Annotated in this window: 11 protein-coding genes and 1 tRNA gene; 7 read left to right on the top strand and 5 right to left on the bottom strand. The window is 48.5% G+C overall.

Annotated elements, in window-relative coordinates; genetic code table 11:
- Positions 1-5: 5 nt before the first annotated feature.
- The 5 genes from jag to rpmH all read right to left on the bottom strand — a co-directional run bounded on the left by jag (position 6) and on the right by rpmH (position 3,065).
- Positions 6-911, bottom strand: a complete 906-nt coding sequence (jag, locus tag ACO4XG_RS06265; RefSeq protein ID WP_308509089.1) for an RNA-binding cell elongation regulator Jag/EloR — start codon at positions 909-911, stop codon at positions 6-8.
- Positions 901-2,229, bottom strand: a complete 1,329-nt coding sequence (locus ACO4XG_RS06270; protein WP_308509088.1) for a YidC/Oxa1 family membrane protein insertase — start codon at positions 2,227-2,229, stop codon at positions 901-903. Before ACO4XG_RS06270 ends, jag begins: the two co-directional genes overlap by 11 nt.
- A gap of 24 nt (positions 2,230-2,253) precedes the next feature.
- Positions 2,254-2,466, bottom strand: a complete 213-nt coding sequence (gene yidD / locus ACO4XG_RS06275; RefSeq protein ID WP_083826776.1) for a membrane protein insertion efficiency factor YidD — start codon at positions 2,464-2,466, stop codon at positions 2,254-2,256.
- Complete coding sequence (rnpA, locus tag ACO4XG_RS06280) at positions 2,463-2,810, bottom strand: ribonuclease P protein component (RefSeq protein WP_485129668.1); 348 nt, start codon at positions 2,808-2,810, stop codon at positions 2,463-2,465. The genes yidD and rnpA overlap by 4 nt, the downstream gene beginning before the upstream one ends.
- Positions 2,811-2,921: 111 nt before the next feature.
- Positions 2,922-3,065 carry a 50S ribosomal protein L34 gene (gene rpmH, locus ACO4XG_RS06285; protein ID WP_040799566.1) on the bottom strand — a complete coding sequence of 48 codons (144 nt, stop codon included), beginning with the start codon at positions 3,063-3,065 and terminating at the stop codon, positions 2,922-2,924.
- A 661-nt stretch (positions 3,066-3,726) separates the two neighbouring features.
- Between rpmH and dnaA the strand changes: the two genes are divergently transcribed.
- From dnaA to ACO4XG_RS06320, 7 genes are all read left to right on the top strand, one after another.
- Entirely contained in the window at positions 3,727-5,121 is a 1,395-nt protein-coding gene (dnaA, locus tag ACO4XG_RS06290) for a chromosomal replication initiator protein DnaA (RefSeq protein WP_308509087.1), read from the top strand.
- A 150-nt stretch (positions 5,122-5,271) separates the two neighbouring features.
- Positions 5,272-6,381 carry a DNA polymerase III subunit beta gene (gene dnaN / locus ACO4XG_RS06295; protein WP_308509086.1) on the top strand — a complete coding sequence of 370 codons (1,110 nt, stop codon included), beginning with the start codon at positions 5,272-5,274 and terminating at the stop codon, positions 6,379-6,381.
- A 17-nt stretch (positions 6,382-6,398) separates the two neighbouring features.
- On the top strand, positions 6,399-6,611 hold the full coding sequence (locus ACO4XG_RS06300) for an RNA-binding S4 domain-containing protein (protein WP_308509085.1): 213 nt from the start codon (positions 6,399-6,401) through the stop codon (positions 6,609-6,611).
- Complete coding sequence (recF, locus tag ACO4XG_RS06305) at positions 6,586-7,701, top strand: DNA replication/repair protein RecF (RefSeq protein ID WP_308509140.1); 1,116 nt, start codon at positions 6,586-6,588, stop codon at positions 7,699-7,701. The genes ACO4XG_RS06300 and recF overlap by 26 nt, the downstream gene beginning before the upstream one ends.
- Complete coding sequence (gene gyrB / locus ACO4XG_RS06310; protein WP_308509084.1) at positions 7,698-9,611, top strand: DNA topoisomerase (ATP-hydrolyzing) subunit B; 1,914 nt, start codon at positions 7,698-7,700, stop codon at positions 9,609-9,611. Before recF ends, gyrB begins: the two co-directional genes overlap by 4 nt.
- A gap of 17 nt (positions 9,612-9,628) precedes the next feature.
- The gene (gyrA, locus tag ACO4XG_RS06315; protein ID WP_308509083.1) at positions 9,629-12,148 is read left to right on the top strand and encodes a DNA gyrase subunit A; all 2,520 of its coding nucleotides are present in this window, start codon (positions 9,629-9,631) and stop codon (positions 12,146-12,148) included.
- A gap of 135 nt (positions 12,149-12,283) precedes the next feature.
- Positions 12,284-12,373: transfer RNA gene (locus tag ACO4XG_RS06320), tRNA-Ser, on the top strand.
- The last annotated feature ends 154 nt before the right edge of the window (positions 12,374-12,527 follow it).

The raw sequence follows: 12,527 nt of genomic DNA on the forward strand, positions 1-12,527 counted from the left end.
CACACTTATTTGATTGACTCTTCTTTTTTCTGCCTGTCGACATCTTTCCGGAGGGTGATGACGACATGGCGCTTCTCACCTTCTCCTTCGGAATGTGTAGTCACATAGCGATCGCGCTGCAACGCGGCATGAATAATACGTCTCTCATTCGGCGTCATAGGATCAAGGGCCAGCGATTTACCGCTCTGTTTTACGCGGCGCGCAGCATTTCTGGCAAAGCCTCTCAACTTGTTTTCCTGCTTTTCCCGGTATGAGCCAATATCAAGTTTGACACGCAAGAAGGCATCCTGCTGCTTGTTCACGACATGTCCCAGCAGATACTGCAGCGCATCGAGGGTCTGCCCGCGTTTTCCGATCAGTGCGCCCAGATTTTCACCGCGCACTCGGAAAAACAATGCCTTCTCTGCAGCGCGGCTATCGCTCTCTATCTCTGCTTCGAGCTTGAGCGTTGCAAAAAGCTCCCGCAAAAAAGCTGTTCCGCTGCTTTTTCCTGCCTCCAGCGCAGCCGTCATTCCTGTTTCGGCGCCGACCTTTTTGTTCTCCTTCGGCACTTCCGGTGCTTTCATAGCTTTTTCTTCTTCTGTCGTGACTACCGTTTCTTCGACTTCCCTGACTTCCTCCGATGCTTCCGCACCGCTTTCTGCCACCGGAATCACTTCTTCTTTGACTGTTTCTTCAGCAACCGGGTCTTCGATAACAAACTCGTCGGTTTGGCTTTCCTGTCTAACCGACTCTGCCCTCAGAACCGCACGGAGCTTCCAGGGCTTACTTCCGATAAATCCCAGTAGACCCGCATTTCCCTGTTCCAGGACGGATACTTCCAAGCGCTCGCTCGTTGTCCCAAGCTCCAGGAGAGCCTTTGTCAGTGCTTCGTCATAAGTCTTCCCTGTCACAGTGACTTCAGTTTTCATTGCTGTTCTCTCCGCTCGAGATATCGCTTTCTTTATTCTTCTTATTTCTGCGCTTCTCAGCTAACCGCTCATCGTACATTGCTACCATATTTGCCTTAGAGGCAAGTGAGCCGGGCTTCGCATTCTTCTGATAATAAGCCGTCGATTCTTCGACCTGCTTTACTGTCCTCTCTGTGCGCTGACGCTGGCGCTCCTCCTCGTTTTTCTCTGCTTCTTCCTGTCGTTTTACCTCGCGGAGAAGCTTATCCGAATTGCTCTTTACCAGTGCCGGATTCTTGCCCTCACGGATTGCTTTTTCATTTGCCTTTTCCGTATTCTTTCTCACAATCTCGTCGATGTCCATCTTATCGAGCTGTGCGTTGATGATGAGCTGCTGAATCATACGGCAAAGTCCGCTGGCGACCCAGTAAATACCGATACCTGCGGGGAGCGTAAAGCAGAAGAAGAGTGACATAATCGGCATCATCGTATTCATGCTCTGCATCTGCTGTGCCATCATATTGTCCTCATCAACCTTGGCTTTATTGCTCTTTGTTCCTGCGGTCATGAGTTTTGCGGAATACCACTGGACAGCAGCCGAGAGAACCGGAATAATCCAGGCAAAATTCGGATGATCGATACCCTGGAACGGCGGTGTCGCCAGATTTACTCCCAGGAAATAATTCATCTTTGTAATTTCTGCCGAAGCCGCGGAAATCGTAGAAGACAGCGCCGGATAAGCCTGCTCGAGGCGGCTCCACTGTGCGGGTGTAAACTTATAGAGGAGATCGATTATGTTTTGCACCGTTGCAGCATCCGTAATCGGCGGCTTTACCTTCGGTGCCAGTTCCGTCAGTGTGCTCACAAAATTGCTCTGCTGCATCAACGGCGAAGCGACGCTCTCAAAGACTTTATAGACTGACGGCACATAAGCGGGAATTTTATAGATAACCTGGTACAAACCGAACAGAATCGGCATCTGAATCAACAGGAAGAGGCAGCTACCACTCATGCTCGTCCCGTACTTCTGATAAACCGCGCGCGTCTCTGCCTGCATGCGTGCCATCGAAGCCTGATCTGTCTTTCCCTTATACTTCTTTTGTACCGCCTGAAGTTCCGGCTGCATGACGCTCATCAGCTTGGAAGACTTCTGTTGAGACACGGTGAGCGGCCACATCAGCAGATTCGTGATGATGGTAAATAAAATAATGCTGAGGCCGATGTTGGTAATGCCGAACTGACTCGTAAAACGAAACAGCGCGTCCATAATCATGCCCAAGACAAAAGCAACCTGTCCGATAATCGGCACGGATGACTTGGTTAAAAAGATGAGTTCCAAAGCTTGCCTCCTATTATTTCGGTTTTACGGAACCGGATCATATCCGCCCTTTGAAAAAGGATTGCAACGCAAAATACGGAAGAGTGCTAACTTTCCACCCTTCCATGCGCCATATTTTTCAATTGCTTCCAGCGCATATTGCGAACAAGTCGGATAAAATCTGCAATGACAACGCCATTTATAGGGAGAGAGTGCCCTCCGATAAAAACGAATCGAGCAGAGCAAAATTTTCTTCAGCACCTTGCCTCCTCTAAAATCCCCTGTGCCCTGCAAAGCTTCAGAAAAGAAGCTTCCAATGTACGGTAATCCTGCTTGGCACCGTCTTTTCGCACGACGAAAATCAAATCACAGGGCGATGTGAATGCATGGCGGTGTAATCGAAATATCTCGCGCAAAACTCTCGTTACGCGATGTCTTACAACACTGTTTCCAATTTTTTTTGATGCACTGATACCAATGCGCGAGTCCCCCGCAGAGCGGAAACATAGATAGAGCACCAGATTACGGTCAGCTCTGGTTCTGCCGCTCTCATAAATCTGTCGGAATTCGCAATTGTCTTTGATCGACGGAAAGCGTCTCATTCCTCTTAATCCTTTGCATTCATGTAATTTCAAGTGCACAGACAAAGCGAAAAAGAAAGGGGTCGTCGTCAGACAACCCCATTGTTCTTCGACGCGAATGCCGATCAAATTTTAAACTGTCAGTCTCGCTCTGCCCTTTGCTCTTCTGGCAGCCAGAACTTTTCTTCCACCCTTGGTCGCCATGCGAGCACGGAATCCATGTACACGGAACTTCTGCGCATTATGCGGCTGGAATGTCATTGTACCCTTTCTCATTGTCAGAACACCTCCTCACTTCCTAGCATTTTCCCAACCGGCTCTGATCTCTCAGCTCCTACCGGAAGCAGTTTCCGGAGATATCACGCAAACGTGGGAATATTCCTGCTTATTATACGGAACTGTGCCTTTTTCGTCAAGAACTTTCCATCCCGCATTCTACGCATATTCGCACATAAAATAAGCGCTTCTGTAGCTTACAAAATATTGAATCCTCATTTCAACAATTTGTACCGTGATTCTGTGGATAACCGTGACTGATTCCTCTTACTTATCCAGATTCTCCACATCTTTTTGTTGATAACTAATTGTATACAATAGACACAGCTGAATTTTTAACTTTACATAATGTTATTCACATTTTGTGAGTAACTCGTTGATAACTCTCTCTTCTGCTTGAATTATTTTAAATACTCGGCCTCTCATGCGCCTTTATTCCCTGTGTAAATGCGGAAAATTTCTTCTGTTTTTCATCCACAGCTGTGTTTTTCCCATTTGTGTAAACCTATGATCCGCTCTTTTTCCTCATTTCGTCACATGCAGTTCACGAGATGCTCACAGACTTATCCACAGCCCTCATTTTGATTGCGTTGAGATTATCCTGTCTTTTTGCTATACTGAGTACGACTTATCCCCAAACGCGGCAAAGGAGTCTTTGAGTATGGAGCAAAACGCAGCGTTCCAAGCAATCGTAAACCGATGGCCGGACATACTGGCCTATATCAGAAACGAATTTGAAATTTCGGAGATTTCTTACGGCATGTGGATTTCTCCGCTAAAACCACACCATCTGCTTCAGAATTCAGATGGCAACATCCAGCTGTTTGTCGAAATCCCGGAAGAAAACGATAATCTGCCCAATGCAGGCTTTCAGACTTTTGTTTCCGGACGCTATGCCGGCATTATTGAAGCTGCTGTCGAAGCGGTAACCGGACTATCCTGTCGCCTAGCCTTTTACAGCGCCAAAGAAGAACAGTCTTCCGGCAATCACATGAAACCTGTGAATCAGCAGATTTTGTCCAATGCAAAGCTGGATCCCCGCTATACCTTCGATACCTTTGTCGTCGGCAAAAACAATAATCTTGCTCATGCCGCCTCTCTCGCGGTCGCCGAGAATCCGGGAGAGAGTTATAATCCGCTTTTCATCTACGGAGGTGTGGGACTCGGAAAAACGCATTTAATGCAATCCATCGCACATTTTGTACTTCAGCACAATCCAAGCGCCAAGGTGCAGTATGTAACTAGCGAATCTTTCACCAATGAGCTGATTGAAGCCATTCGAAGCAAAAACAATTTCTCAACGACAGAATTTCGCGACAAGTACCGCTATATCGATGTGTTATTGATCGATGACATACAATTTATAATAGGAAAGGACAGAACCCAGGAGGAATTCTTCCATACCTTCAATGCGCTGCACGGCGCAAAGAAGCAGATTATCATCTCTTCGGATAAACCGCCGAAGGAACTCGCAACACTGGAAGACCGACTGCGTTCTCGTTTTGAATGGGGACTCACCGTTGACATCCAGCCGCCGGATTACGAGACGCGTATGGCCATCCTCAGAAAACGTGAGGAACTGGATCACATCAATGTCGACAACGAAGTCATTCAATACATCGCCTCCAATGTGCGAAGCAACATCCGTGAACTCGAGGGGTCACTGACAAAAATCGTTGCTTTCGGCAAGCTGAATCACATGGAAGTCAATCTGGAACTCGCCCAAAATGTGCTCCGCGATATCATTGACCCCAATGTAAAACAGGAAATCACACCGCAATTCATCATTCAGGTTGTCGCAGAACACTACGGAATCTCCGAACTCGATTTGGTCGGCACCAAGCGAACCAAAGAGCTTGCCACTGCCAGACAGGTCGCAATGTATTTGTGTCGTGAAATGACCGAAGTCTCTCTCCAGCAGATCGGCGCACATTTCGGCGGAAAAGACCATACGACAGTTCTCTACGCCATCAAAAAGATATCCACAGAGGTTGAGGATAACCCGGATACCTCCGGCACTGTGACCGTTCTGAAAAAAAAGATTTCTGCACAGTAATTCACAGGCCACTGCGAGAATCCGCTTTGATTTCCACGGTAGTTTCCAAGTGGAAAAGCACGCTGTTTTGCGCCTTTCCGGTGGATTCTCACATACTCACAGCCCCTATTATGATGATTACGGGATGAATATGAAAGAGAGGACGGCTCTATGAAGCTCGCGTTCAACAAAGAAAAACTCACAACCGCTCTGGGGATTGTTTCCAGAGCCATTCCGAACAGAACAGCCAACCCGATTCTGAGCTGCATCTTATTCGATGCTTCGGAGGACGGCGTGACTCTCATTGCGAATGATTCGGAATTCGGCATTTCGACTAAAGTAGAGGGAATTATCAGTGAAAAGGGAAAAGTAGCGCTGGACGCGAGACTGGTCAGCGACATCATCCGCAAGTTGGAAGGCGGAGAAGAGCTCATCAACATCGAGACAGATCAGAGTTTCACAACAAGAATTTCTTGCAGTGATGTACTTTTCACCATTCCCGGCAGAGACGGAGAAGAATTTGCCTATCTTCCGCAGATTGAGAAAGAACACAGATTGTGCCTCACTCAGTTTACGCTGAAGGAGGTAATCCGAAAGACAATCTTTGCGGCGGCATTGAATGACAGCAATAAGATGATGGGCGGTGAGTTTGTCAATATCAAAGGACGCGTTGCTACATTTGTGGCTTTGGACGGTCACCGCGTCGCTGTCAGAAATGTGACACTTCGCGAGGGAGATGAGACCTTCCACGCGATTATTCCGGGCAAAACCATGAATGAAATCAGCAAAATCATGGAGGATGACAACGAAAAAGAAGTAGAACTCTTTTTCTCCAAAAATCATGTACTGTTCTCATTTGAAGGAACAATGGTTCTCTCCAGACTGATTGAGGGAGAGTACTTTAAGATTGAGCATATGCTCTCCAAGGACTATGCGACCAAACTGGAAATTAACCGGGTTAAGCTGCTCAGCAACATCGATCGTTCGACCATCCTGATTAAGGAGAGCGATCACAAACCGATTATCCTTGATATCGGTGATCAGAGGCTCGCATTGAAAGTCAAATCGTCCTACGGTTCGATGGATGGTGAGCTTCCCTGTGAAAAAACCGGAAAAGATCTTTTGATTGCATTTAATCCCAAGTTTTTGATGGATGCGCTTCGCGCAATCGATGATGAAACGGTGACACTGTATTTTACCAATGCAAAATCACCCTGTTTTCTGCGGGATGAACACGACAGTTTTGTCTATCTGATTTTGCCAGTCAATTTTGTCGCATAAGCCGAGAGGATACTGAAGTGAACGAAGTCAGAATTAAAGATGCTTATATTAAACTGGATCAGGCGCTGAAATTGTCGGGGGCCTGTGCTCTCGGTTCCGATGCAAAGTATGCCATTCAGGGAGGTAAGGTCTCTGTGAACGGTGAGGTGGAAGAGCGGCGCGGGCGCAAGTTACATCCGGGAGATTGCTTCTCATTTGACGGGCATGATTATCAAATCGTTGGAGCTTGAAAATTTCAGGAATTATCGCTGCGGAAAATTTCAATTTTCCGCAGGCAGTAACCTGCTCTACGGAGATAATGCACAGGGAAAGACCAATCTTCTCGAAGCGCTCTATTACTGTGCCGGCGGAAAATCACACCGCGCCGGCAAGGATAGGGAGTTGATTCGTTTCGGCGAGACCGAGGCGCACATCAAGCTGTTGCTGCAGAGCAAGGAGATTCCCCACCGGATTGACATTCATCTCCGGAAGAACGGAACGAAAGGCATAGCGGTGGATGGTATTCCGCTTCGGCGAACCAGCGAATTATACGGAATTGCCCGTATGGTCGTATTTTCACCCGAGGATCTAAATCTGATTAAGAGCGGTCCCGCAGAGCGCAGACGTTTCCTGGATATGGAGTTATGTCAACTTAATCGGCGCTATGTGAAAGAACTTCTGCAGTATAACCGGGTATTACAGCAGCGAAATAAGCTGTTAAAAGAATTGGCTTTCCGTCCCTCCCTGCTTGAGACACTGGATCTCTGGGATGCACAGCTGGTATCGGCGGGAATTGCATTGATGCAGAGTCGCACGGTTTTTTTGGAACAGCTCAACGAAATCTGCGTGGAAAAGTACGCGGCATTGACCGGAAAGCGGGAGCAGCTGCGCCTTTTTTACGAGGCAAATGTCTCAGAGGATTGTTTTGCGGCGGTGGTAAAGAAGAATCGAGAGTCTGATTTGCGACAAAAGACCAGTTCCGTCGGACCGCATCGGGATGATATTGCTTTTTATTTACAGCAGGGTGAGGGAGAAGAGATGGATTTGCGAAAATTCGGCTCACAGGGGCAGCAACGAAGTGCGGCCCTTGCCGTGAAACTATCGGAATTTTCGCTGATGCAGAGAGAATGCGGTGAGAATCCGGTTTTTCTTTTGGATGATGTGCTCTCAGAGCTCGATACAACCAGACAGAAACAGCTCTTAAAGAGCATTCAGAATGTGCAGACCGTTTTGACGAGTACAGGAATGGATAACTTGTTGCAGGATGGCTTTCAAATTGACAAGAAATTCCTGGTGAGAACAGGAACGGTGACAGAGGTATCAGAGGAGGAAAGTGCATGAGCGAAGAATACAATGCAGATCAAATTCAGGTGTTGGAAGGTCTGGAGGCAGTCCGGAAAAGACCTGGTATGTACATAGGATCGACCTCTTCGCGTGGATTGCATCACCTCGTATATGAAATTGTGGATAATTCGGTCGATGAAGCACTGGCCGGTTATTGCAGTGAGATTGAAGTGACTGTTCACAGAGACAATTCGGTGACGGTCAAAGACAACGGACGCGGCATTCCGGTCGATATTCAAAAGAAAATGGGACTGCCCGCGATTGAAGTGGTCTTTACGGTGTTGCATGCGGGCGGAAAATTCGGCGGCGGAGGTTATAAGGTTTCCGGCGGTCTGCATGGCGTCGGTGCTTCTGTTGTGAATGCGCTCTCTACTTGGCTAAAAGTAAAGGTATATCGCAACGGAAAGTGCTACGAAGAAGAGTTTGCGCGCGGAAAGACAACGGTTCCGCTTCATGTGGTCGAAGAAGTAAGTACAGAGTTACACGGCACGGAAGTTCATTTTTTATCGGATCCGGAGATTTTTGAGACGACGGTATATGATTATGAGACCTTGCGTGTGCGTCTCCGGGAGACAGCTTTCCTGACCAAGAACTTAAAAATCACACTCCGCGATGAGCGTAATGACGGAAAAAAAGACTGCTTTCACTTCGAGGGCGGCATCCGTGAATTTGTGCAATATTTAAATCGCGGTAAGGAAGTGCTCTATGAGCAGATTATCGACTGCGAGGACAAGCGGGAAGGTGTGATGGTCGAAGTCGCGATGCAGCACAACGACGGCTTCAATGAAAATATATTCACATTCGTGAATAACATCAATACGCCGGAAGGTGGCACACATCTGACCGGATTTAAGAATGCCATCACGAAGACATTTAACGATTACGCGCGGAACCGGAAGCTCTTAAAGGACAATGAGGAAAATCTGAGCGGCGAGGATCTCCGGGAGGGGCTCACGGCCATTGTCTCTGTCAAGGTGGAGAATCCGCAGTTTGAAGGACAGACCAAGCAAAAACTTGGAAATTCCGAAGTGACGGGTGCAGTCAGCTCTGTGCTCAGTGAGCAGCTCACCTATTTTCTGGAGCAGAATCCTGCCGTGGCAAAGCAGATTTGTGACAAGGCAATTCTTGCCCAGCGTGCGCGCGCGGCAGCCAGAAAGGCGCGTGATCTGACACGCAGAAAATCCGCACTGGACGGCGTGGCGCTGCCCGGTAAGCTCGCAGACTGTTCCAGTAAAAATCCGGAGGAGTGCGAGATCTTTATCGTCGAGGGAGATTCGGCAGGTGGCTCCGCAAAGACGGCTAGAGACCGGAAGACCCAAGCGATTTTGCCGTTGCGCGGAAAAATCCTCAATGTGGAAAAGGCGAGAATGGACCGCGTCTACAGCAATGCAGAAATTAAGGCGATGATTACCGCCTTCGGTGCCGGTATTCACGAGGACTTTGACCTTGCAAAACTGCGTTACCACAAGATTATCATCATGACCGATGCCGATGTCGATGGTGCACATATTGCAACCCTAATGCTGACCTTCATTTACCGCTTTATGCCGGAACTCATTCAGGAGGGCTATGTCTACCTGGCGCAGCCGCCGCTCTACAAGCTGGAAAAGGGCAAGCGAATCTGGTACGCATACTCGGATGAGGAATTGAATCAGATTTTACAGGAAGTCGGCAGAGACGACAGCAATAAGATTCAGCGCTATAAGGGACTCGGAGAAATGGATGCGGAACAGCTCTGGGAGACGACGATGGATCCGGAGCGGCGCGTTCTGCTCCGCGTCAGCATGGATGAAGATGCCCGCTCGGAACTGGAACTCACGTTTACGACTTTGATGGGAGATCAGGTGGAGCCGCGACGGGAATTCATCGAGAACAATGCAAAATATGTGAAAAATCTTGATATTTGACGAAACGGGGGCCATGAATGGAACCAAATGTATTTGATCAGATCAAAGAGGTTGATCTGAAAAAGACAATGGAGAAGTCGTACATCGACTATGCAATGTCTGTCATTGCGGCGCGGGCGTTGCCGGATGTGAGAGACGGCCTGAAGCCGGTGCAACGACGTATCCTGTATTCCATGTTCGAATTGAACAACGGACCGGACAAAGCCCACAGAAAGTGTGCGCGTATCGTCGGTGACACCATGGGTAAATATCACCCGCACGGTGACTCATCAATTTACGGCGCTCTTGTCAATATGGCACAGGAATGGGCCATGCGGAATTGTCTGGTCGACGGACACGGAAATTTCGGATCCATTGATGGCGACGGCGCGGCGGCTATGCGATATACCGAGGCAAGACTCTCCCATATTGCGATGGAGATGATTGCCGACATCAACAAGGACACAGTAGACTTTGTTCCGAATTTTGATGAGACGGAGCAGGAGCCTGTGGTGTTGCCGAGCCGTTTTCCGAATTTATTGGTCAACGGTGCACAGGGTATTGCGGTCGGTATGGCGACCAATATACCGCCGCATAATCTGCGGGAGATTGTCGGCGCCGTCGACTGTATCATTGACAACAGAATCGCAGACCGAGATACCGCGCTGGAAGAAGTGATGGCCCGTGTCAAGGGACCGGATTTTCCGACCGGTGCTACGATACTCGGAAAGAGCGGTGTACTGGAGGCATACCGGACCGGAAGAGGAAAAATTCGTGTTCGTGCCGTGACTAATATCGAACCGATGCAGAACGGAAAGCATCGCATTGTGGTCTCGGAGCTTCCCTACCTGGTCAACAAGGCGAGACTCATTGAGAAAATTGCGGATTTGGTGCGTGACAAGCGCGTGGATGGCATTACGGATCTTCGCGATGAGTCAAACCGAGAGGGAATGCGGATTGTCATTGAACTCAGAAAAGATGTGAATCCGCAGATTGTACTGAATCGTCTGTTGAAACATACGCAGCTTGAGGACACCTTTGGTGTCATCATGCTCGCACTGGTTAACAATGAGCCCAGAGTTTTGAATCTTCTGCAGATGCTGGAACACTACCTCGAGCACCAGAAGGATGTGGTGACGCGGAGAACTCGGTATGATTTAAATAAGGCGGAGGAGAGAGCGCATATTTTACAGGGACTTTTGATTGCCCTGGATCATATCGACGAAGTTATCCACATCATTCGGGAGAGCCGGAGCGTAGCACTGGCAAAGCAAAACCTGATGGAGCGGTTTGGGCTGACAGAGGTGCAGGCGCAGGCCATTGTCGACATGCGCCTGCGTGCGCTAACCGGCTTGGAGCGCGAGAAGCTGGAAGCGGAATATCGTGAGCTTGAAAAAAAGATTGCTTACTATAAGAGTATTCTGGCAGATGAGAAAAAGTTGCTTGCGGTCATCAAAGAGGAGATTGATCTCATCGCGGAAAAATACGGGGATGACAGAAGAACCGGTTTTGGTATCAGTGACGAGATGGAAGCAGAGGATTTGATTCCGGATGAGACTGTTATCGTTGCGATGACAAACCGAGGCTATATCAAGCGGATGAATCCGGATTATTTCCGGAATCAGGCACGCGGCGGCAAGGGAATCCGGGGCATGCAGACCATCGATGACGACTTCATCATGGATCTTCTGATGACGAGCACGCATCGCCCCATTGATTTCTTTACCAACAAGGGCAGACTCTACCGGATGAAGGTCTATCAGATTTCGGATGCGAGCAGAACAGCGCGCGGCACCGCAATTGTGAATCTTTTGCAACTGCAACCGGAAGAGAAGGTCACGGCCATGATTTCCTATAGAAAAAAGACAGAGGCTAAGTATCTCTTCATGGCGACAAAGCAGGGTATGGTGAAAAAGACGGAGCTTCGGGCGTACGAGACAGTGCGGAGCAACGGGCTGGCTGCCATTGCCTTGCGGGAAGAGGATGAACTGATCGGCGTCAAGGCGAGCAGAGGAACGGAAGAAGTGCTTCTGGTGACGCAAAACGGTCAGAGCATACTCTTTTCGGAGGAGACGGTTCGTGTCACAGGCAGAAATTCGTTCGGTGTCAAAGGAATTTCTCTGCGCGAGGGCGATGCGGTGGTCGCAATGCAGCTCACTGCCGAGGGGGATGAACTGTTGACAGTCAGTGCCTACGGCATGGGAAAAAGGACCGAACTCTCGGAATTTCATGCGCAGAACCGCGGCGGCTATGGAAATCTCTGCCATAAGCTGACAGAAAAGACGGGCCAACTGGTCGGTGCGAAACTGGTGCGAGAAGAACAGGAAATGTTGTTGATCACCAATATGGGTGTCATTATTCGTATCTCGGTCAGTGATATCTCCAAGTACGGCCGTCTGGCGTCCGGTGTCAAACTGATGAATATCGAGAGAGACGGAGAAGAAGAAATCCGCATCGCAGGGATCGCAAAATTCAAAGAGAACATGAGTGCTGTACAGGAGAATGAGGGCGAGGCGGAACCCAACGAAGACAGTGAAGATATAGAAAGTAACAAATAAGAAACAACAAGATATAGAAGGAAAAAACAAATTGCTGCGCTTCGGAAAAAGTGCTTGAAAAAGATTCAAAAAATAGCTTTTATCCGTTGACAGATGGTGAAAACATCCGTTATAATAGCGTAGCAATTTGTTTCTGGAGAAATACTCAAGAGGCCGAAGAGGCCCCCCTGCTAAGGGGGTAGGTCGGGTAATACCGGCGCGAGGGTTCAAATCCCTCTTTCTCCGCTTGAGCCACCCTGAAAAACTTTTATTAAAAAGTGTTGACAGGAGAAACTCAAAGTGATAAAGTAAGGGAGTTACGCCCGAAGGGGCGTTACGACCTGAAAGAACCTTGAAAATCAAAGATCAGACAGTACAAACAACCCTGAAATCTCTGTGA

The organism is Stomatobaculum sp., assembly GCF_057248925.1.